This window comes from Ensifer sp. ENS03, assembly GCF_014852035.1.
In the GTDB taxonomy this organism is placed as follows: domain Bacteria; phylum Pseudomonadota; class Alphaproteobacteria; order Rhizobiales; family Rhizobiaceae; genus Ensifer; species Ensifer adhaerens.
The window spans coordinates 25,303-46,680 of record NZ_JACVAV010000006.1 but is presented as its reverse complement, the minus strand read 5'-3'; the positions used below and the strand labels follow the sequence as shown (position 1 = coordinate 46,680).

The window sequence follows — 21,378 nt, the reverse complement described above, 5'->3', positions numbered from 1 at the left end:
CCTGTGCCCGTGCTTTTGCTGTCACTTCAGACGGATGACGAAGGGGTCCTGCATCGCGCCGGAGTAGTCGACGATGACGTTCTTCAACCGCGAGAACTCGTGCATGACCTCGAACCCGCCGCGCCGGCCGTAGCCGCTTTCTTTGAAGCCGCCGTTGGCAGACATGAAAGACGCGGAGCGGTAGGTGTTAATCCAGACGGTCCCGGCATCGATCCGGTTGGCGAACCGCAGCGCCCGGTCGATGTCCTTTGTCCAGATGCCGGAAGCCAAGCCGTATCGCGTATCGTTGGCGAGCCGGATCATCTCTTCCTCGTCGCGGAACGGCATGACGCCGACCACCGGACCGAAGAGTTCGTCGCGCATGAAGGTCATGTCGTTTTGCGCATCAACCATCACTGTCGGCTCGAAATACCAGCCCCCTGACGAAAGCCCTTGCCGCTGCGGACGCCGCCCGCCGGCGGCAACGCGCGCCCCTTCCTTGACGCCGGAGGCCACGTAGGATTCAACCTTGGAGAGCTGATCGGCGAGCGCGAGCGGACCGATGTCGGTGTCCTCGACCGCCGGGAGACCGACCCGTATGCGTTGCGTTCGGGCGACGAGCGCCTCAACGAAGCGATCGTAGATGCGCTCCTCGACGAAGCAGCGGGAGCCGGCAACGCAAGTCTGGCCAGCGGCTGCGAAGACCCCGGAGACGACGCCGTTGACCGCATGTTCGATGTCGACATCACCAAAGACGACGTGAGGCGACTTGCCGCCAAGCTCCATCGAGCACGGAACAAGGTTCTGCGCGGCGTTGCCGGCGATGCGCCGGCCGGTGGCCGTGCTGCCTGTGAAGACGTATTTCGCAACGCCAGGATGACGCGTCAGCGCCTCACCGGCGCTCTGGCCCGTACCCGTCACGACATTGACGACGCCGGCGGGAAAGCCCGCCTCGTGGATCAGTTCCGCAAGCGCCAAGGTCGAGGCGGTCGCGTGTTCCGAGGGCTTGATGACGACCGTATTGCCGATTGCAAGGCACGGTGCCAGCGTGCCGGTCAGAAGCATCAACGGCGAATTCCACGGCGTGATCATGCCGACGACGCCCAAGGGCTCGCGCAGGTTGAAGTTCAGCGTATCGAGACGATTGATTGGAATGGTCTCGCCCTGCAGCTTGTCGGCCATGCCCGCGAAATAGTGATAGCTGTCTGGCATCGAGCGCATCTGCGCCCGGGTTTCCTTGAGAAGCTTGCCGTTGTCGCGCGTCTCGATCTCCGCCAGCCTATCGGCATTGGCGCGAACAAGTTCGGCGAGACGGCGCATCAGCGCGCCGCGATCGGTCTGCGTCATCCGGCGCCAGGCCGGGTCGCGGAAGGCGGCGGCGGCAGCAACGACGGCTGCCCCGACATCGTCCGCACCTGCTTCAGCAAAATGATACCAGGGCTCGCCCGTCGTCGGGTCAAAACTGGCGATGTAGTTGCCGTTCTTCGGTGCCACGAACTGCCCGCCGATGAACAGCAACTGGCGCGAACCCTCGATGGAACTGACCGTCGTCTTCATTTCAATGTCCTTGGTCTTGGGAGGTCTGAAGCCAGGTGCGAGCTTCGCCGTCGATCATCGCCACACGGCCGCCGTCGTCGGAATCCATGTAGATGCCGAAGCGGCCGGCTTGCCGCTCGCGCACGTAGCGGCGCAACATGGATCGCAGTTCGTGCGTCGCGATCGCATCATCAGGAAGATCGTGGAGCGGGAAGAAGCGCAGATCGGATGGCAGGCTCGTGCCGGCGCCGCCCTCACCCGCCAGCCGGGCGCGATAGACCAGGTAGCCCGGGTCGCTGTCGGCGACATCGAAGACGGAGTAAAGGAAGGTCTCGTCCGGGACGAGGCTGAGCGCGTCGCCACCGTCGATGACGAGCTGGCTGTCGGCTTTGCGGCGCCGTGCTGACGGCAGAACCCAGCCGCCCTTGCCATCCGAACGCAGCAGCAAGCCTTCACCGGCCTCGATCAGATAGCCGATGATCATCCCATGCGACGCAAGCCAGCCGTTTGGCAGCGGGTCCTTCACACTGGCATAGCGGCCGCGGCAAAAGCCGAGCGGTGCGGTGGGACTGGTGCCGAATGCGCGAACCTGGCCGATCAGGATTGCATGGTCGCCGGCGTCCACGGTGTTGTAAGTCGTGCAATCGAACCAGGTCAGGCTGTCAGTCAGGACCGGCGCGCCCGTATGGATATGATCGTGGGTCACCGACTGGAATTTGTCGGGGGATTTCGAGGCAAAGTTTCCCGAGACGTCGACCTGTCCTTCATGGAGGATATTGACCGCAAAACATCCCGCATTCGTGAAGGCAGGATAGCTCGACGCGGATTTCGCGACGCAGACCAATAGCAGCGGCGGATCGAGCGAAACCGACGTGAAGGAATTCGCCGTCATTCCACGCGGCGTGCCGTCTTCGTCGCGGGTGGTGATGACGGTGACACCGGTTACAAACGTGCCGAAGGCGCGACGAAGCGCAATCGGATCAATCGGCACGTCCGTCGATGCTGCTGTCTCAACCATGCGCTTCTCGCCTCCTCACCATCAAGTTGGTTGGAGGCTAACGCCGTGATGGCGACCATGCTTCCATGGCTTCAAAGGAGGAGCGAAGGAACTTCTCCATCGATCCCGAGGAGACGATCAAGGGCGCAGAAGATCGGTGGCGACGAGGTCACAAGGCGATACTTGGCCGATGAAGATAAGCTAACTGCTGACGGTAGAGCGGTTGTCGATGACGCCGTGCAGGCGGATCGCGAGCTCGACGGCAAAGCGCTTTTCCGGCGTCTCGACATCGACGCCGAACAGTTCCTGGATGCGCGCCAGCCGATAGCGCAGCGTCGTCACATGCAGGCCCATAGCATCGGCACAGGCCTGATTTCGGCAACCTTCCTGCAGATACACCGACAGGGTTTCGAGGTAAGGAGTACCGTTGTCACGGTCGTGATCGGCAATGGCGCCCACGCTCTCCTGCACGAAGCCGCGCACGTCGCCCGCCTCGCAGGCGGCGACCAGCATCGGCAGCGGGCCAAAATCCTGGGCGGAGACCGCCCCGGTCAGGCCGAATGAACGCCCGATGCGGATCATCCGGGCGCAGCGCTCCCAGGCTGGCGGATAGTCCGAAAGGGCCGCACATCGATTGCTGGCGACGACGATAGGTGCCTCGTCGAAATAGCGGCCGAGTTCCTCGGCGATACGCCGCGCGAGCTTTGTCGTGCGCTCTTGCCGCTTACCCGTATCATGAGGGACGAGGCAGACGACACCGCCCTCGACCGCGATCAGGTTTGCCTGGACGGATGCCTGCTGCATGACACGCGAGAGCGTGTGCTCCACATCGACAGAAGCGCCGCCAAATGCCTTCGTCTTATCCGGAAAATCGACGACGATCATCTGCTGAGGCGTTGAGAAGCTGAGCCCGAGCCGTTGAGCCCGCTGGGCGACATCACCGGCATTACGCCACCGCGCCTCCACGATCTCGAAAAAGAGTTCGGTCTGCGTCCGCGTCTCGAAGCGAAACCGGATGAAGCTTCGCATCATCTGCACGCTCAATGCAAACTTGGCGCTGTCGAGCATCAGGAGATCGAGATCGCTGAATTCGCGGGTCGTCGGGAAAATGATGAGCGCCCCAACCAGTTGATTGTCGACCATCAGCGCTTCGATGCGGGCCGTTATTTTGAACCGTTGCGTGCCGTCGTCGAGGTAGAGGCTCACGGCGTCGGCCGTCCCGCGCTCGACGGCATCACGGGCCGCCTTCATCATCGGCCGGCTAAGAACGGTAGCGGCCGCCTGCTGCCAACCAGCCTCGTCGTAAAGCGCATTCGGCGACCGGCCAGCAACGACCTGATTGGCCGTGAAATCAACGACGACGGCCGGGTTCGGCAACATCTTCCCAACCATGCTGGAAAGCGATGCGACCGACCCGTCGCTCAACACATGTTCGAGCAGCGACGTATGCGCCTCCAGCGCGCGTTCCAGCCGCTGGGCGGATCGCTTCTCGGCTTCGAGACGGTGTTCCCGTTGGACGGCGATGGCGCCGAGGTGGATGATCGTGCCGAGAAAAGCAAGGTCGTCCTCCGACACTTCAGTCACCTCGCGGGCGATGACGCTGAGCACCATCGGGCGGCCCTCAGCATCCCTGCAGTTCATCGGCATGACGAGCACCGTTCGATAGTCGCGCTCGAAGGCCTCTTTTCTGTAGCCCGGAAACTCGCCCGACGCACGCGCGTCCCTGATATAGACGGGCTCATTGCGCTGCAAGGCGATCAGGGAGGGGCTGGTCGCCAGCTCCCACTTGTCGGGCAGCTGCCGCTCGATCAGCGTTGGATCATGGCGCACGATGACATAGGCGTACCCATGCGCAGCGTCGATCCCCATGATTGAGCCTAGGGCCCAGTTCGCATGGCGGCATGCAGCGGCGATGAGCTGCTGCAATGCCGTCTGAAGATCGCTACCGCTGTTAATCTGGCTCGCGATGTCGCGGAGCGACAATATCCGGGACTTCTGATCCAACTGCCTCGCCTCTTGATTTCTATCAATCAACATGCGCGCCGGTAGTGGACAAGTCTACTTCGTTCCGATGGATATCTTCGGCCAAACTTTCTATGAAAGGTAGTATCTTCAACGCCGAGTTCGCGGGCATCGAACTGGCGATGACCTCGAAGCCGCTATCCCATTAGGCTTCAGTCAACGCCGGCTTTTTCGAGCACTGAGATCGCCAGAACCTTCGCCCCCGTCTTGATGGAAGTCTCCGGGGCCGGAGCGAAAAATGGCGAATGATTGGAGGGAACGGGCCTGTTCTCTTGGCGGGCTTTTTCAACCTGTTCGGGTGAGGTCCCGCCAACCCAATAGAAAATGGAAGGCACGCCCGCTTCTATGAACTCGGGATAGGTCTCGACGCCCAACGTCGGCTGGACCGCGGTCGGGACGTAGACGACGCCGTCAAAGGACGCATCCAATGCCGGCCTGACGTCGCCGATCAGCTCTGACGAGTTCGTGCCGGCCACAGCGCCGCCGCCGATGCGCAGCAGTTCCGGTTCCGGCGCCATGGCGATTGCGCCGTCGTTTTGGCGACGCGCTGCATCGCCTCCAGCAGCAGCTTGCGCGTCTCCGGCGTGGTCGAACGCATGGTCAACTTCAGCTTGGCCTGATCGGGGATGATGTTGCCCGCAGGGCCCGCCTGAAAACTTCCGACCGTAATCACGCCCGGTCCGCGCGGATCCTTCTCACGGCTCACAACAGCCTGGATATCGGTGACGAAACGCGCGCCCTGGACAATCGGATCGATCGAGAGATGCGGAGCGCTGCCATGCGCCCCGCGACCCTTGAAGGTCAGGTCGAACGTATCGGAGTTTCCGCTGAAGGCACCGTCCTTCACGGTTATTTTGCCGGCGGGATCACCGTTCACGTGCATGGCGAAGCCAAAATCTGGCTTCGGAAACTTCTCGAACAGGCCGGCCTTGAGCATGGCCGTTGCGCCGCCCCCGATTTCTTCGGCCGGCTCACCGACGAGGAGCAGCGTTCCATGCCAATTATCCTTCATCTCGACCAGCAATTGGGCCGCCCCAAGCCATGACGCCATATGGATATCATGGCCGCAGCTATGGGCGACAAAGACCTTTGCCGTCTCATCTGTGTTTCCAGGCCATTGGGTTGCCGGAACCTGTACGCGGCTGGCGCAATCGAGCCCGGTCTTTTCCTCCATCGGCAGCGCATCGAGTTCTGTTCGCAGCATGATCGTCGGGCCGTCGCCATTCCTAAAGACACCGACGAGAGCGGTACCCGCACCGAAGCCGACGGTCACCTCGAAGCCAAGCTTCTCCAATTCTGCCGCCAGACGCTTTGCCGTCCGTGTCTCATGAAAGCCGAGTTCAGGATTGGCATGGAGTTCCTTGTAGACCTTCTCGAGTTCCGGATACTTCTGGTCGATGAGCCTATCGAGCCGTGCGCTCGCAGCGTAAGCTGTGCCCGCGGAAAGCTGCAGGACAGCATCAAAGCGGTCGGGTTCGCCAGTAACGTCTTCATTTGGTTCCCTTCCATCTGGTGGTCGCCTGTTGGCGGAGCCATGATGGGCGGGCGCAGAGACGGGCGCATTCTCACGGACGGAGGAAGACCGATGCCATTTTTTCTCCACTCGGAACAAAGGGCCGAAATTTCCTCCAAAAAGAAGACGATCTAGATTTCGCTCATTGAGCGGAGTCGTTCAACGCGGGGATCTCCTTGTCTTTGCAGCAACGACCGGTGCCCACTTCCTCGAAACAGAGGAAGAAATGCCCAGGCGAGCCGGTAAGTTGTCGCAAGTTTCCACTATCAGCGGCGTCCCAATGACACTCGGCATCCGAAAAATTTGCACCTTCCTGGAAGAAACCCTTATCGAAGGCGGCAAGATAGCGCCGCGCCCGGTCAACGTCGTCTTGGTGGCTGCAGTGATCCAGAACCCCTGGGCAGGGCGAGGCTTTGTCGAAGATCTGCGGCCGGAAATCACTCGCATCGCCGGTGAACTTAGCCAGGAGATGACGGGCCGGCTGCTCCGCCAGATGCCTGCGGATAAGGTCGAGGCTTGCGGCAAGGCCGCGGCCGTCGGCATCGCCGGTGAGATCGAACATGCCTCGGCGATGATCCACACGCTGCGCTTCGGCAACCCCTTCCGCGAAGCGATCGGCGGCACGAACTACCTCGAATTTGCCAACACTCGTAATGCGCCGGGCGCTCTGTTGTCGCTGCCGATGATGCACAAGAGTGAAAACGGCAAACGATCGCACTTCCTTACCGCCAACTTCCAGATCGCCGACGCCCCCGGCCCCGACGAGATCATCGTTGCTATCGGCGCTGCCGATAGCGGTCGCGCGCACGCGCGCATCGCCGACCGTTTTCAAGACATCGCGGAAATGGAAGCAGAAAAGGCGGCATTGCTCGGAAGCGCTTGACGCAGACCAGAGCGCGATACCGCCTCAGGAGTTTGCCATGAGACTTGACGCGATCGACCTACGCATCCTCGACGCCATCCAACGGGATGGCCGCATCACCAAGCTTGCACTCGCAGAAAAGGCGGGCCTTTCTGCCACGCCCTGCTGGATGCGGCTACGCAGATTGGAAAAGGCCGGCATCATCAGCGGATATCACGCGCGCCTATCTCTTCGACGGGTAGCCCCCGTCGCAAGCGCCATGGTCGAATTGACACTTGCCAGCCACCGCCAAGTCGACTTCGACAGATTCGAGCGGGTTGTTCGCGACATTCCCGAAATCGTCTGCTGCTGGTCAGTCGGCGGTGGCGTTGACTATGTCCTGAAGATCGTCGCTGCCGACATCGACGCCTACCAGCGCCTGATCGACACGCTTCTCGACTGGGAACTCGGAATCGCCCGCTACTTCACCTACGTCGTCACGAGGACCGTCAAGGAAGACCCAGTTGTGCCAGTGTCGCTTCTCGTGGCGACTTGACCCTTTTGCGAATTGACTTCGCCTTTGCGCCGGCGCCTTCACCTTTTCGGAACAAGACGTTTCCTGCACCTCGCTCGAGGCCATCTTTTCTTGCTGAGATCCCGGAACGATTTCGCGATGCGGGCGTTTCCACGTTGTCTTGATTCTGTTTCCCCAATCAGGGTCAGGCACAAGGCTTCACCAATGTCCCCCAGTGAAGTCTCTTCGATAAGAGCCTCTGGCCTCGTCGTGCCCCCGACGGGGCCATACTTTTTAAGACAGCTCTTTATCGGAAAGCGCTTTGATAGGGCGAGTGCGGCTTCCAGGCTTTGCGACGAAAATTGCAGAAAACGCGCATGGAAACGTAGGGTGCGGGAAAATGTTCCGCCATGGGACTTCAGTCTGATAATCCCTCCGCAATGGTCCTAATACCGTAGCTGCCAGCGCCAGCCGCCCTAGATTTTCTTTTAGCCCATGGCCAGCTCCCCTGCGCGCTGCGGGCGAACAACGACACCAGGGCGGCCTATCGTCCCTTCGGTTCGCCCTGGTGTCGCTGATGATCGAAGGAACTCAGGATGTACGAGCAATACCGCTATAACCAACCAGAGCGAAAATTCTCGACAGGGCTTCCGATCGGAGTGATGCTCCTGGCGATGGTCGTCATCGGCGGCTACCTGTTCGTGGGCAGCGCGCTCTCGAACACCCCTCGCCAGCAAGTCGCCACTGTCCTTCCAACGTCGGTCGCACCCTCGAATTAGGCTCTGGCGGAAACGGGGGACCAGCCATGAGACTCATGCACCTGGGACGAGCCCGCCTGGAGATGGCTTTACCCCGCCATCGCCCCCAGCTGCGCCTTGCGAAAGACCCTGATCTGCTCGATCTCTTCGAGGCTTACGCGCTCGCCGCCTCGGCTCTCGACGATCTTTTGCAGGAGTACCCGGCTCGCATCCAGCTGATCACCGAATATCAACAGATCTGCGCCGACTTGCAGACAGAGGTCGTGGTCCTGCTCACTCTCACGGATGAGCGACTGTTTCCATGATCGACCGCGGCCCAAGCCCATGCCTTTACGAAGGGACAGGGTTCTCCCTGTCGCACAAAGGGATCGAACCCTGACAAACGAGTACAGCGGAGGGTCGAGCCATGACCGAACGACGCCAGATGGACGCCAGCGAAATACCGGCATTTGTGTTCGACGTCCTCGAAGTAGGCTGCGACATTTGCGCTGTCGGCCACGACAGCTACGTAATTGGCGAAATCGACGAGCAGACCCAAGCGAGCAGAACCCTTGATCGGATACTAGAGAAATACGGAAACCGCGACCCTCTGAGATGGCAAATTGTTGCCTATCTTTGGTCAATCGGCCGCTTCGTGGAGCTTACGTCGGAGCCCACACGGCATTGATTGCACGTAGAGCCAACCACGCTGCCGGCATGTCCCAATGAAAACATGTATCGCCGCGGTCGGCTGGTCCGACCACAGCCCGGGGATAGCCGAGAGGGCGGCGTCCAAGCCGTATCCGTCAGGCAATCTCTTAGAACCACGTGCCGACAGCCGGTTCTTGCGCGAGAAGCTTCTCTTCGAATGGTTACCGCCGACGGATGCCGTCAATTGCTTCGCACCGACAAGAGTTCCGCTGTCGGGTAAATGAGCCGTTGGAGCAATTGTTCAACTCGCTGGGAACAGGCGCCATGAAAGCTCGTTATATCGGTGAGATACAGAGGAGTCTTTCATGTCCGGTTTCGCAGACCTGCCTCCCCTTGCTGATGACATCGAAGCCGGGCTCGCGGCCTACATGACCGACCCGGAGCTTTCACCGTCCCCTGCCGGTCGAGCCGCCGCAATTGAGACTATTTTGCGCGACTGGCTTGTCGCACATAGTTACATGGGCGCCCCCCCGGATCCCGCCCCCATTCGGTTAGATTCCGAAGGTGTGAATCGAGAAGAAGTCCAGTATCCAGGTTTTATCAAATAGCACCCTGACGCAGGTTCGCCTCCCGCCGGCCCAAGTCAAGCAATCGAGCCTAGTCCCGAGCAGGTCCAACTCGCTGGATGCATGCTCCTTACCAGGCGCTATCGAGGCGTTTGCGCACGCGCCAGCGATCGGGCAATGTCGACGATGTCTTTTCCACCACGCGAGGCGTCACATCCGGATCGCCCTTCTCGATAAGCGCGCCGATCTCATCAAGCACTGCAGAGCCCTGACCAGCGGATAGGCTCCCCACTCATGATTGACGGGCAGACTTGACTTCCTTCCGACAACGTCGCCACATCTTCGTCGCTGGCAAACTTGCCTCGGTCGGCCTCGCGCAATGTAGCACTGATATCGTTGATGTCTCGACCGCGGGTGGTGTGGCTGTCATATTTCGCGCGTCGGACAAATGCTTTCGATCCGCAGAGAGGAAATAGACTTATGGCAGATGAGGTCAAATTGGACGACAACCAGGTTACTGCGACCGCTCCGGCGGAAGTGGCAGCGCCTAAGAAGCGCGGACCACGAGCAAAAAAAGTGGACGCTGCCACGGCAGAGTCAAGCCCCGCACCGAGCGCCGGGAAAGGCCGGAAGCGCAAGGAAACTTCGGCCGAGGCGAAAACTGCAAGTCAACCGAAGCGCGCCGCAAGGGCAAACGCCGCAAGGAAGAACGACGACAAGAGGACGGCCGCGCAATCGCAAGTACATGACGAGATCGCGGATCTTCTTCAGCTGGAGAAAGAGAATTCGCGGCTTCGCCGGGAGCTCGGCGATAAGTTGCGGGCCGAGAATGCTGAGTTGCGCAAGCGGCTCGGGCTCAGCTGAGTGTTAATGAAAGACCGATCGTCTACGCGATCGGTCTTCGTCAAAGCATCCTTCGGAGATGGCATGGCGCAATCCTGGATGACGAGATATCATGAAATCACCATGGAAGTTCTTACTTGATCTGACCTCAAGAGGCAGAGCTGTCGAGCCCCGGGAATCTATATCGGAGCCCGTGAGCGAAAGCTCGGATGCGCCCTTGGCAGGAATGGATCCTCCTGCAAGTACTCAAACGACGGATGCGGTCACAAACGCTGCCGACCCGGAGCCGAGCGAAGTCAAAAACAATGTCCGGACCGGCGGAGCAAATGCGGTTGATTTCGAGACCGCCAGCCACAGCACAAACCTTTTGGGCGGTCAGGCGCCCGAGCAGGCGGATCGACCCGCACGCAAACCACACCGACGGCAAACAAGAGACAAGAGATCAAGCGCCTCCGTTGCGGTGGATCCTCGGGTCGAGTATGGCTCACCGAGCCTCCGTGCTCCCAAGCAGCCGATCTCTTTAGCCGATGACGTGGCCGCCCTGGATGAGGAAATAAGAATGCTAAGGCGTCAGCTTTCGGAGAAGCTGGTGCTACAGAACGCCCAACTCAAGAAGATGCTAGAGCGATTTTGACGCTTTACGCGCTGAACCAGCTTTGGTCCCTGGATATCGATGAAGCCACAACAGCGAAAGTTCATTGTCGAAGTGAAATCGGCGCGCCGACGTTCGACAGGTCGACCAGCCTCTATTTGGGGCGACACCGATCTGAAGGCATTTGTGCGTGAGGCGGAGGCCGAAGTCCCACATCTGTTTCTTGCTGAAGCTCGAATTGGTGACCAGCCACCGGAGGTTACGGAACCGCTCAATTCAGTGGCTGCGGCGGTCGATGATGCCCCAACAACCGCTAGTCAACCAGAAGTGCCAGAAGAGAGTGTCGTCCCCAAGACAAGCTCGGCAGATGCGTCAGCCAACGCCACCTTCCCGGTAAAGCCGCCCGAGCGTTCGAAGCGTCCTCGTTCGACGGGTTTGGCGCGGCGCGTGCCAACAAAGTCAGTGCACATTGCAATTGCAGTCACTGTTGACGAGCTGGCGTCACTCCAGGATGCAAACCTCCGGCTGAAAAAGCGTCTGGTTCGGAAGCTTCGACAGGAAAATGCGGTACTTCAGAGTATGCTGGATCGGTTTGAGGCGCATTAAATGCGAGCTGGATCGCCCCCATCTTGGTCCCGCTTTAAGGAGCGTCGCGATCGACATCTTGCGTCGGTTTAACGGCTTCCTATCTCTGTGGCGTCTTCGACATGGAGCCCCGAGATGAATCGACAGACAACCCGTGCCAGTTCTGACCGACAGATCGAAATTCTTCCGCCTGAACGCGAGCCACGAAACACGTCCGATACCGTAGTGTGCCTCTGTTGCCAACAGAAGCACCTCGCCTCACTGATGGATGTCGACGGTTGCGGCATTTGTGAGGACTGCCTCGCACCTCGTTAATCCTGAACCCCACTCGGCGACCTTCTGTGCAAGTGGCTGGGAGGCAGGAAGTACTTCGCAGCGCTATTGGACGCGGCCCGTCAGAGGGCGACGTCCGCGGGCAGACTGCTCCAACTTCGATGTTGCAGTAATCCGGTGGAACGATGACGGCTTGCGAAGGGTCCAAAAGCTGATGGCGCCGATGCACCCTCAGCAACTGTTCCCGCGAAATGGCCGATGGGAAGCCATCGGCTCCTACTGCTGCTTGGCGAGCGCGTCGATCAACCCGATCTGAGAACGAACGCCTCTTCGATACTCGTTGATGAGGATTTTCGCTTCCGCTGTGGCGTCTTTTCGGCTGATCTTTTGATGACGGCACCATGCGTCAAGCACGCTCTGGAGCAGCGCAACGTCGTTCGGTGCGATGCTCGAATTCTCCAGGTTCATTTGTTGCTCTCCCAAGACGACAAATTGCCCCGAATGACGCCGCCCCCGGCATCAAGGCGATGATACTCATGGAGCAGCCGTTAGGAAGTAAACGATTGGTGAGGAGCAAACTAAATTCAGTGGCATCGGATCGCGGGTTTCCCGCAAGTCGATTTCCTGTGACTGAGCAGTGCTGCAGGTGCCCGCATGCGTTGTGTTCCGCCATACCGAGACCTAGCTGCGATCCAAATTGAACGACGTTGACCATGGATCCTGAAATGGTCAACGTCGCACCTTGGAACCACAGAAGGGCGCCAGCTAAAAGCAGCCAGCAAACCTGGCAAACTTGCCAGGCCCGTATTTCTACCTGCTTTGACGGCCGGGCGGCTCAGAACTCCTGCCAGTCGCTGCTGACATCGAGTGCTGCATTGCCGTGGTAGGCTGCCGTCCTACGCGTCGACCGATGCGGCTGAGAGCTGTCGTTTCTTGTGGTCGTTCGCCCGTTCGCCAAGGGACTCTGAGTTGCGCCTTGGAGTTTGAATTGGCTGACAAGTCCTCTGAGGCGCACCGCCTCATTCGCAAGTGTGTTGGAAGCCGCATTGGACTGCTCCACCATTGCCGCATTCTGCTGCGTCGTCTGATCCATCGCGTTAACTGCGGTGTTGACTTCGGCAAGCCCGGCGGACTGCTCTTTCGCAGATGTGGCGATCGATTCCATGTGGGTGTTGATTTCAACAATGAAGCCACTGATCGTTTTCAACGCAGAGCCTGCGTCACGGACGAGTTTCACACCGTTGTCCACCTCTGCGGAAGAGTTGTCGATCAGGCCTTTGATTTCCTTGGCAGCCTGTGCAGAACGCTGGGCGAGTTCTCGAACTTCCTGGGCAACGACCGCAAAGCCCTTGCCGGCTTCTCCCGCCCGGGCCGCCTCAACGCCGGCGTTGAGAGCGAGGAGGTTCGTCTGAAAAGCGATCTCGTCGATAACGCCGATGATGTTGGAAATCTGCTGTGAGCTTTCCTCGATCTTTCGCATGGCCTCTTCGGCGTGGGATACGACCTGGGCGGATTCGGCTGCCGAACGGTTGGCGCGGCTTGCAACCCCCTTTGCCTCCTCAGTTCGCTTAGAGGAATTGGCGACGTTGACTGTAATCTGGTCAAGCGCCGCCGCGGTCTCTTCGAGCGACGCAGCCTGTTGCTCGGTCCGTTTCGAAAGGTCGTCGGTTCCGACCGCGATCTCGCGCGTGCCGGTATCGAGGGTCGAAATTGACCCGGAAATCTGCACAAGGGTCGTGCCGAGTTGAGCAACGGACTGATTGAAATCGTGGCGAAGTGTCTCAAAATCCTGCGCGAAGGCATCGTTAATCTGGAAGGCCAGATCGCCTGATGCCAGTCTCTTGAGGCCGGCTGCAAGGCCCGACGTTGCGACGCGCAAGCGTTCAGCGGCATCATTTTCGGCCTTTTCCTGCATCGCAATGCGCTCGACTTCGGCGCGTTTGCGGCTTTCCTGAGCTTCCTGCTCAAGCCGCCGGTTGGTGATCGCGCCCTGGCGGAAGACTTCGAGGGCCTTGCCCATGTCGCCGATTTCGTCGGCATTGCGAGCAAGTTCGATCTGCGCGTCCAGTTGACCCTCAGCAACGAGGCCCATGGAAGTCCCAAGCTTGTACATGCCCCCGATAATTCGTTTGAAGGTGACGAATCCGACGATGAAAAGCATGAGCGCCAAAGCGGACATGGCGATGGTGATGAGCATCCAATAGAACGATGCCTTGACACTGGCCTCGTCGACGGCCGCTTGCGTGCGATGCTCCAGTTTCACATAGAAGGCATCCACCGGCTTCATGATCTCGGCCTTGAATCGGTGATAGTCCGGCGAGTTCAGCATTTTCGTCGCCTTGCTCTTGGCTTCGGGGCCAAGTTTGGCGGCGTTGTCAACGAGCGCCATCGCCTCGGTTTCAAGCTTGATCAGCGCATCAGAGCGCTTTCCCGCCTCGCCGAGGAGGGCGAATTCCTCTTTGGTGAAACCAGCCTGCTGCATCAGATCTTGCATAGAAACAGCCGTTGCGTCAGGACGCGGCTTTGCGTCCCCGCCTGCGACGAAATCCCAATAGATGCGGTGATAGTCTTCGGGCCGCGGTCGCGTTCCATTGCGGATTTCAACGACCGCATTGTATTGGTCCTTGAAGGAAGGGTCCCCCGTCTCGGCGTAGGTACGCACGAGGCGAGTCAAATCATCCGACGATTGCCGGAAGTTGTCAGCCAGCATGTACGAGTGATATTTCTGGTCGTAAGCCCGCGTAACATCAGCTGCTGCACCCGCGTAGCCCCAAAGACTGGTGATGAGGCCAGCCATGGTCATACCGGTGACCGATGCCAGAACGATAAATTGGCTCTTAATTCTCATGAAGACGATTCCTGATGTGGATATCGCTGCTGGCGTGCCGAACTCATTTCTATCGCCAGTGGCCATACCTCACATGAAAGCAGGTGGACCGGGCTGCATTGCCCGAAGCAAGTATCCTATAGAATAAATTGGCTATTGAACGGATAATGGGGTCACTGATACGAGACGGCATCAGCATAGTCAGCAACCTCACCTTTGAGTTGCAATAATTATCAAGTGAGTTTGTAGTTTATTCGATTGTGTTAACCGGGACAATTTCCACCCACAAACGGCGAGGAACGCAGATTTTGGTTTCACCGATGGAAAATACAATTTTCGGGCGAGACCTTGTTCTTATGCCCCCCGCAAATATAAACTTGCGCAGCACCGCTCCCCTGGGGCGCCCGCAGGTCGTGGCGCCCATCTTCAAATCGCTCAATTCGAGCGCAAGCGAAGCCGAACGCTTACGCAACCGGCGGCACGCTCATTGCGAGGATAGGAACTGGCGGCGGTTCCAACTGTTTAGTGGAGCGAGCGAGAAACGTTCGCCTTTCGAAGACTGCGTCGTTCTCCCCCTCCCCTAGATTTGATACCGACCCTGCCGCCTTCGTGTAGAGATGAAGTGGGCGTCGCGCCAAACACTCGCCTACCTCGCTATGAGGATCGATGGTCGATGTTGCGCCCGTTGAAGAAAGGAGGTTCCATAACAACCGTGAAAGGTGGCAGGCACAAAGCGCGCTCGCGGATGAGGCACCGCTGGGAGAGCAAGCGCATCATTGAGGAGGTTGGCTGTACATGAAGGCCGCAACGCGAGATCTGAAGGTGTTGGCGGTGTGCATTGGCAAACCCGAAGAAAGACCCGGCAAGAAGATGAAAACCGGGATCAACAAGCACCCAACAGGCGAAACGGTCTTCGTTGGGTTCGAGGGTCTTGCAGACGACGCCGTTTGTAATGGAAAATACCACGGCGGTCCCGAGCAGGCGGTTTACGTTGAAGGAAACCTAACCCGCCTTTGGTGGCAAAGGGCGCTCAACAAGCCTATCAATCACGGGCTATTTGGCGAAAATCTGTGTATTGCAGGTTTGGACAACCAGATCGTGTCGGTCGGCGACCGTCTCCTAATAGGCGATCTCGTGATGGAAGTAACAGCGCCCCGGATGCCGTGCCGAGTACTTGCGGATAGAATGGGAGATCATGGCTTTCCCAAACTATACAAAAAGGTCGCTCGCCCCGGCTTTTACTGCCGTGTTATTCACCCCGGCTACGTCACCGCAGGAGCGCTCGTGCGGTACGTGCCTTACGCCGGAGAGCGCGTCTCGATGACAGAGATGGCAAGACACCATGGCAAGAGGGGGTCGCCAGAACTAATTGCCCTCTATCAGTCCGTGCCGGTGCACGCCAAGCTGCGGGCCTTTCTTTCGAACGGCCTGATCAAGTTTTAGGATGGTACGCAGTGTGGCCTGGTATCCGTCTCTTGGTCGCCCATAGTGCCGCCGGAGGCTCATCCACACTTGCCTCCGACCCCATCCCCCTCCGCTTAACGAGCGCCGGCGCGGTTGAGTCGTTCAGACGGAGCACTTGCTGATCGCGGTCGTCACACCGAACGATCGAGGACGTGGGCGACTTTTGACTACTTCTGGGCCTGAACGCGAAGCTCATTCATGTATGCGTCGAGCTTCGTCCGTGAGGGGCCTATGCGTTCCAGGATCTCGCGGGCTTCCAAAGGTTGTAACTTGTAGATGGCAATAAATTCCGTGAGATCGTAGTGGCCGTTGTAGACTGTCTCGAAAGGTTCGACTGAGCGCGCGCGAGTGGGTTTTGGAGTGACGCATGTTTTCCCAGCGATTGCCTCTTGATTGCCGTGTGTCATCGTTAACTACCGTCCTGCATGTGCTGGTCGCCTCACGCGTCCTATAAGGCCGTGGAAGCCGACGAATGTCGCTCAACGTCGAACAGGCAGCACTTGTTCCGAGAAAATGGCAACGTTGATCCGACAGATTTTTGAACACACCTGCCGCAGTCACGGCGTCTATCGATCCCGTGTTTATTTGGTCGTATTTCCACGGGTGGGGCAATGCGTGAGATGGAAACGGCCACCATCCGATCGCCTGACGAAAGGGGTGATCTGGTGCGGGCTCGCCGACGCAGAAAGACTGGCCGCCCATGTCCATCTGGCACTGTACAAGGGTCGTCGACCCTCATAATGCCGACGCGGGCGTTTTTTTTACAGCGCTGAACGTGCTGAAGATTGCGCCCCAGTCCGGACGAGTACAGGAAAAAGAGTGGGGTACGCTGAGCCGCTGGAAGGGCCCAAGCAAATCCAGCTGTCGTACTACCTTTTGGACGGCTTCGGACATGGTTTGCCCGTGCGGTGGGACAGACCAAAAGGAACTCGGCCGACCCATCCGTCCGCAACGCCGGCATTTCAGGGCCGAATGAACTCATGCGTATCTGGGGGCTCAAGCGGGCGGCCAACTGACAGTGATGTCTCCGTGGAGGCCCCAGACGCCATAACTCTTTGTCCATCGATTTTGAGACGACGAAGGTGGCGCTTTGAAGGGCCCTTGGCCGGTAGCTGATACCTCCAGAACGGAGTTCTCGCCACCCCGTACGGCGAACGTACTAGGTTGCCGCCCGAGATGACTAGTGCATGGACGTTGAAGAACGAAGCCCCTACCTGTATAGTGTCATCTATAGTTTATTTCTATTTTATCAAACTGTTAGGATACGGAAGGGGGACATCATGCGCCTTCCTGAGGTACTTTGGGCGGTTCCATTATCTGTTCGCTTACAGTCAGGAACGAACCGCCTATTCGCATCAGTTTACGACGCGCTGGATTTTCTAGAGCATGAATGGCCGATAAGGCACGGACAGGGCTATGAACGAGCCGTGACGACATGCCGGGGCGCGCTGAACCGTTCGGTTCCCTCTGCAGTCGCGCGCGAGGCCTTCATTGGTGCGTGCATGGAGGCTAATATGCAAACGTCAGGCGTCGCTGCCCACTATCATGCGCGTTCGGGACCTCACGGCAAGCCACTGGCCTGACCAGGAGTACCGCTTCGGAACTAGTTCCGCGAATCTCCGTAGGCGAGGTCCCGGACGATATCCCAGGTGAAAATCCCGGAGTCCACGGCATCCGTACCGGCGAGATCGACCACGAACGTGCGCTCTCCGCTTGCTTCATTGTGGGTCTTCGCCTCTACCCCTTGCAATCGCCCTCCCGAACTTGTCGCTCGTTTTTCTTCTCCGCGCAACTGTCGCTGAACGGGCCGACGCGGCCATTTGTTCGCCGGCTTGTCGCAAGAACACGCGATCAATAGGTGCAGCACATCCCTCCTCTGCGTCTTTGTCACGTGTTGCGGCTTGAAGAAGCCGGGCACGTCAGCATGCGCCTGTCGTGCCGATTGCAACAGGCGTATGCTTCCAAACGGGGCCATCGTGGCCGAAAATCTCAGGCCGCAAAGATAACCGCGTTGCACTTTGCAACTAGTGAGGAACCTTCTGCTCAATGGCCGAAAAACACATTCATCGCCGCCTCGCCGCTATCGTCGTCGCGGACGTTGTTGGCTACTCCCGATTGATGGAGGAGGATGAAATCGCCACGCTCGCAGCGCTGAAGGAGCGTCGGACGACAATCCTCCAGCCTATCGTAGGTGCGCATGGCGGCCGCATCGTCAAATTGATGGGTGACGGTGTTCTCATTGAGTTTCCAAGCGCGGTCAATGCCTTGGCCGGAGCGATTGAGTTGCAGCGGAAGATGCAGGCCGCCAATGCTGCCTTGCCCGAGACGCGCCATGTCGTCTTGCGCATCGGAATCAATCTCGGCGATGTCCTGATAGATGGCAGCGACCTTTATGGCGATGGCGTCAACATCGCCGCCCGGCTACAAAGCCTTGCCGACCCAGGCGCCATCTACCTGTCCGCGGCGATCCACGACCAAGTCAAGCGGAAGCTCGCGCTCAGCTTCGATGATCTCGGCCCGAAATCCCTGAAAAATATCGCCGAGGAAGTTCATGTATATCGTGTGCTCTACGACCCCGCAGCCTTGAAGGTCTACGGACAAGATACAGAGTTGTCTCTGCCTGCGCGGCCGTCCCTCGCCGTGCTACCGTTCACCAACTTCAGCGGTCAGCCCGAACAGGACGTATTCACGGATGGTTTGACAGAAGACCTGATCACCGACCTTTCCAGAAATCCCGGCTTGTTCGTCATTGCCCGGCATTCGACGTTTGCTTACAAGGGAAAATCACCTGACGTTCGAGCAGTCGCACGCGAACTGGGTGTTCGCTACATCTTGGAAGGCAGCGCTCGTCGCGCCGGCGGTCGCGTGCGCATCAACGTCCAACTCATCGATGCCGCTTGCGGCGATCACATCTGGGCCGAACGTTTCGACCGAAATCTCGAAGACATTTTCGGTCTCCAGGACGAAGTCACAGACAAGATTGTCGAGGCCCTCGTTGGACGCTTGGCGCGACCACCGTCACGCAAACGTCCGAAGAGCTTGGAAGCATATGATCTTTGTGTCAGGGGGCGAATTCTGATCTCAGCGTTCAACAGTTCCCCAGAAGCGCTGCGCGAGGCCAAGATACTCTTGAACCACGCAGTCTCCATCGATGCCGAGTATGGAGAGGCATTTCGTTGTCTGGCTTTTGTTTATTGGCAATTATGGGCGCAAGGCATCGAACCCACCCAAGAGAACCGCTCAAGGGCCTTTGAGCTAGCTCACAAAGCAGTTGCGTTGGACGAAGGCGATGCTGCCAGTCACTGGTTCGTCGGATATCTATGGGCTTACGAAAAACGCTGGTCCGAATCTGATCAAGCCTTCGCAACCACCTTTACGCTGGAACCAAACAATGCAGATGCCCTAGCCATCCGTTCAGAACTTGTGGCCTTCGCTGGGCGCGGATCGGAAGCGGTCGAACTGGCCCAAAGGGCGCTTCGGCTCAACCCGCACCCGCCAGGCTGGTACTATTGGCAACTTGGATTCGCCCATTACGCTGCTTGCCAATATGAAGAAGCCGTCAAGATCTTGCGCATGGAGGCGATTTACCGCAGCCCCTCACGCCGCATACTGGCGGCCAGCCTTGCCCAACTCGGTCGCACAGACGAGGCAATGCGGGAAGCAGCACTTTTCATGGCAATGGCTCCGAAATTCACCATCTCCCACTGGGCCGCGGCCCAACCTGCTCGCGATCCACAAACAGTCCAGCGCTTTATCGAAGGCTATCGCATGGCCGGATTGCCAGAGTGAAGAAAGCCGAGGTTTCGCGGCGGATCGAGCGGCAAACACCGAACGTCGAGCATTACCAGGAGGAAGACCGGTGCGCGCGAGATTTGCGGTCGCCTGATCGAACGTGCGCCGCCTAGGCACAACGCTCTCGAGCCATGAGAGCGCGTCCGCAGCAGGTAACGTTAGTCAGACTATCTTGGCCGGTGCCAATAGCTTGGCTTGCTCCGGCCGCGCTGAGGTGGTCCAGCATTGCTTGCACGAGAGGTTGGGACGCGGGACGGTTGGATCGACCGTCCTAAACGCTTGCTCGTAGCCGCAGGAAATTCAGCCTCGCGCCGGTGGTAAGCTGGGAATCCGGACATGCGATGATTAGGGCTGGATCTCTCGTGCCATATGACAATGGCGCTAACTCAATCCTTTTCCCGCGGTGCCAGGGCTTCGTTTCTCGGTGACTTGAAATTTGTCATAACTTTCAACGTTGCGAACGTGACGATCGATAGAACGATGGCGGTATCGTAGGATCCGAGCCCCACGGCGACGCCGATTGCGCCGGTCGCCCAGATGCTCGCCGCCGTGGCGGTCCCGCGAGTGCCGAGCTTGCCGACAAGGATTGCGCCGCCACCGATGAAACCGACACCGTTGATCAGACCTTCAACCACGCGCGCGGTGGCCTCGGCGTTGCCAAGTATGACCGTCTCTGCAGCCTGTATAAACCCACATGCGGCGATGGCGACCAACGGAAATGTGCGAAGACCAGCGCTTCGTTCGTTTTGTTCGCGATCCCAGCCGATCGGCAGAGCAAGGATGTAGGCCACCATCAAAGCTGCCAGATGCGGAAAAATGTCGAGTTTCACACCAACAGATAAAAGCCAATCCGTCACACGTACTTCCCCTTAAATGTCGCAGCCGATCAATTGAAGCGCCGACGAGAATGGCCTGCGCAACGGCTGTTTTCGCCAGGTCTCGACCTGAGGTTCAATTGCCGTGGCGGCGGATAACGCCAGCAGCGCGTCTGGAATTATGAGGCGATCAGCGGAAAGACGTTTTCCTGCCCGTTGAAAAGATGAGCGATCGCGCCAAGCCGCCGCATCACCGATTTCATGAGGTAATCTCAGGCGACAAAGATGACAGGCCACGTCGGCCCGCCAATACCTACATCCGCACTTTGGCGTTTTCGCCCATGTCCGGTTTGGCGCTGGTGACGGCTGCCGCTACCATCTTGATGTAGCTGATCACAGTGCCGGGACTGTCCCAGTATTCTGCCGAGCTTGGCGTAACTTTGAGAATGCGAATGGAGGGATCGTCGGGGCTGTCCCACCATGCCTTGGCAGGAGTTGACCAGAGATCCCGGATCTTCTCGCGGTCATTCTGTACCTCGGCTACGCCCGAAATCGACACATACTTTTGCTTCTTCGTGTCGGCGAAAGCCAGGCAGACATTTGGATGGCGCGCGACCTCGTCATCTTTGTGGCTCTTGACGTCGGTCAAGAAATACAGGGCGTTCTCAACCCGCTCGATGTAGGCCGACATTGGCCTGGCCTTAAGGTCCGCGCCGGATTGAGTGGTGAGCATGCAGAACCCGATCTTTTCGGCAAGGTCCCAGACCTCGCCGTTGTCGTCCTCGATGTAAGTCATACGCTTTTCTCCTTTGAGCCAAAGAAAACGACGGC

22 protein-coding genes are annotated in these 21,378 nt (G+C 58.7%); 12 read left to right on the top strand and 10 right to left on the bottom strand.

The annotated features are described in order from the left end of the window. Positions 1–21 precede the first annotated feature (21 nt). From IB263_RS20665 to IB263_RS20650, 5 genes are all read right to left on the bottom strand, one after another. Positions 22–1,536, bottom strand: a complete 1,515-nt coding sequence (locus IB263_RS20665; RefSeq protein WP_060607908.1) for an aldehyde dehydrogenase — start codon at positions 1,534–1,536, stop codon at positions 22–24. Between the two features lies 1 nt (position 1,537). After that, on the bottom strand, positions 1,538–2,533 hold the full coding sequence (locus tag IB263_RS20660; protein ID WP_034799936.1) for a flavin reductase: 996 nt from the start codon (positions 2,531–2,533) through the stop codon (positions 1,538–1,540). A gap of 180 nt (positions 2,534–2,713) precedes the next feature. Next, the gene (locus IB263_RS20655; RefSeq protein ID WP_192438945.1) at positions 2,714–4,516 is read right to left on the bottom strand and encodes a helix-turn-helix domain-containing protein; all 1,803 of its coding nucleotides are present in this window, start codon (positions 4,514–4,516) and stop codon (positions 2,714–2,716) included. A gap of 170 nt (positions 4,517–4,686) precedes the next feature. Next, on the bottom strand, positions 4,687–5,052 hold the full coding sequence (locus IB263_RS33960) for a hypothetical protein (RefSeq protein WP_210207587.1): 366 nt from the start codon (positions 5,050–5,052) through the stop codon (positions 4,687–4,689). Further along, positions 4,983–6,137, bottom strand: a complete 1,155-nt coding sequence (locus tag IB263_RS20650; protein WP_371814176.1) for an amidohydrolase — start codon at positions 6,135–6,137, stop codon at positions 4,983–4,985. Before IB263_RS20650 ends, IB263_RS33960 begins: the two co-directional genes overlap by 70 nt. 190 nt (positions 6,138–6,327) lie before the next feature. On the opposite strand from IB263_RS20650, the gene IB263_RS20645 reads away from it, so the two are divergent. From IB263_RS20645 to IB263_RS20620, 6 genes are all read left to right on the top strand, one after another. Further along, positions 6,328–6,930 (top strand): amino acid synthesis family protein, encoded by a 603-nt coding sequence (locus IB263_RS20645; RefSeq protein ID WP_060519031.1) that lies wholly within the window; start codon positions 6,328–6,330, stop codon positions 6,928–6,930. A gap of 37 nt (positions 6,931–6,967) precedes the next feature. Continuing rightward, the gene (locus IB263_RS20640; RefSeq protein WP_060607921.1) at positions 6,968–7,444 is read left to right on the top strand and encodes an Lrp/AsnC family transcriptional regulator; all 477 of its coding nucleotides are present in this window, start codon (positions 6,968–6,970) and stop codon (positions 7,442–7,444) included. A gap of 554 nt (positions 7,445–7,998) precedes the next feature. Beyond that, complete coding sequence (locus IB263_RS20635; RefSeq protein WP_034799928.1) at positions 7,999–8,181, top strand: hypothetical protein; 183 nt, start codon at positions 7,999–8,001, stop codon at positions 8,179–8,181. Between the two features lie 26 nt (positions 8,182–8,207). Further along, complete coding sequence (locus IB263_RS20630; RefSeq protein WP_034799927.1) at positions 8,208–8,465, top strand: hypothetical protein; 258 nt, start codon at positions 8,208–8,210, stop codon at positions 8,463–8,465. 101 nt (positions 8,466–8,566) lie between these two features. Continuing rightward, a complete protein-coding gene (locus tag IB263_RS20625) occupies positions 8,567–8,827 on the top strand; it encodes a hypothetical protein (protein WP_234798879.1) in 261 nt (86 codons plus the stop codon). Positions 8,828–9,155: 328 nt separating this feature from the next. Next, positions 9,156–9,398 (top strand): hypothetical protein, encoded by a 243-nt coding sequence (locus tag IB263_RS20620; RefSeq protein WP_034799922.1) that lies wholly within the window; start codon positions 9,156–9,158, stop codon positions 9,396–9,398. A gap of 88 nt (positions 9,399–9,486) precedes the next feature. On the opposite strand, the gene IB263_RS34485 is transcribed toward IB263_RS20620, so the two are convergent. Further along, entirely contained in the window at positions 9,487–9,615 is a 129-nt protein-coding gene (locus IB263_RS34485; protein WP_255382115.1) for a hypothetical protein, read from the bottom strand. A 221-nt stretch (positions 9,616–9,836) separates the two neighbouring features. Here IB263_RS34485 and IB263_RS20615 point away from each other — a divergent pair, with 221 nt between their 5' ends. From IB263_RS20615 to IB263_RS20605, 3 genes are all read left to right on the top strand, one after another. Then, the gene (locus tag IB263_RS20615; protein WP_060519029.1) at positions 9,837–10,220 is read left to right on the top strand and encodes a hypothetical protein; all 384 of its coding nucleotides are present in this window, start codon (positions 9,837–9,839) and stop codon (positions 10,218–10,220) included. A gap of 91 nt (positions 10,221–10,311) precedes the next feature. Continuing rightward, a complete protein-coding gene (locus tag IB263_RS20610) occupies positions 10,312–10,833 on the top strand; it encodes a hypothetical protein (RefSeq protein WP_127890335.1) in 522 nt (173 codons plus the stop codon). Positions 10,834–10,872: 39 nt separating this feature from the next. Then, the gene (locus tag IB263_RS20605; protein ID WP_127890334.1) at positions 10,873–11,397 is read left to right on the top strand and encodes a hypothetical protein; all 525 of its coding nucleotides are present in this window, start codon (positions 10,873–10,875) and stop codon (positions 11,395–11,397) included. A 528-nt stretch (positions 11,398–11,925) separates the two neighbouring features. On the opposite strand, the gene IB263_RS20600 is transcribed toward IB263_RS20605, so the two are convergent. Next, a complete protein-coding gene (locus IB263_RS20600; protein ID WP_034799920.1) occupies positions 11,926–12,117 on the bottom strand; it encodes a hypothetical protein in 192 nt (63 codons plus the stop codon). Positions 12,118–12,484: 367 nt separating this feature from the next. Continuing rightward, a complete protein-coding gene (locus tag IB263_RS20595; protein ID WP_234824545.1) occupies positions 12,485–14,497 on the bottom strand; it encodes a methyl-accepting chemotaxis protein in 2,013 nt (670 codons plus the stop codon). Between the two features lie 774 nt (positions 14,498–15,271). On the opposite strand from IB263_RS20595, the gene IB263_RS20590 reads away from it, so the two are divergent. The 3 genes from IB263_RS20590 to IB263_RS20580 all read left to right on the top strand — a co-directional run bounded on the left by IB263_RS20590 (position 15,272) and on the right by IB263_RS20580 (position 19,729). Further along, entirely contained in the window at positions 15,272–15,919 is a 648-nt protein-coding gene (locus IB263_RS20590) for an MOSC domain-containing protein (RefSeq protein WP_060519025.1), read from the top strand. Positions 15,920–17,220: 1,301 nt separating this feature from the next. Continuing rightward, positions 17,221–17,523, top strand: coding sequence for a DUF982 domain-containing protein (locus IB263_RS20585; RefSeq protein ID WP_082566340.1), 303 nt, complete (start codon positions 17,221–17,223; stop codon positions 17,521–17,523). Positions 17,524–17,986: 463 nt separating this feature from the next. Next, positions 17,987–19,729, top strand: a complete 1,743-nt coding sequence (locus tag IB263_RS20580) for an adenylate/guanylate cyclase domain-containing protein (protein ID WP_060519021.1) — start codon at positions 17,987–17,989, stop codon at positions 19,727–19,729. Between the two features lie 389 nt (positions 19,730–20,118). Here the strand turns inward: IB263_RS20580 and IB263_RS20575 are convergent, their stop codons facing one another. Both IB263_RS20575 and IB263_RS20570 read right to left on the bottom strand, forming a co-directional pair. Next, positions 20,119–20,526 carry an MgtC/SapB family protein gene (locus IB263_RS20575; RefSeq protein ID WP_210333294.1) on the bottom strand — a complete coding sequence of 136 codons (408 nt, stop codon included), beginning with the start codon at positions 20,524–20,526 and terminating at the stop codon, positions 20,119–20,121. A 334-nt stretch (positions 20,527–20,860) separates the two neighbouring features. Continuing rightward, the gene (locus tag IB263_RS20570) at positions 20,861–21,343 is read right to left on the bottom strand and encodes a pyridoxamine 5'-phosphate oxidase family protein (protein ID WP_060519017.1); all 483 of its coding nucleotides are present in this window, start codon (positions 21,341–21,343) and stop codon (positions 20,861–20,863) included. Positions 21,344–21,378: the final 35 nt, after the last annotated feature.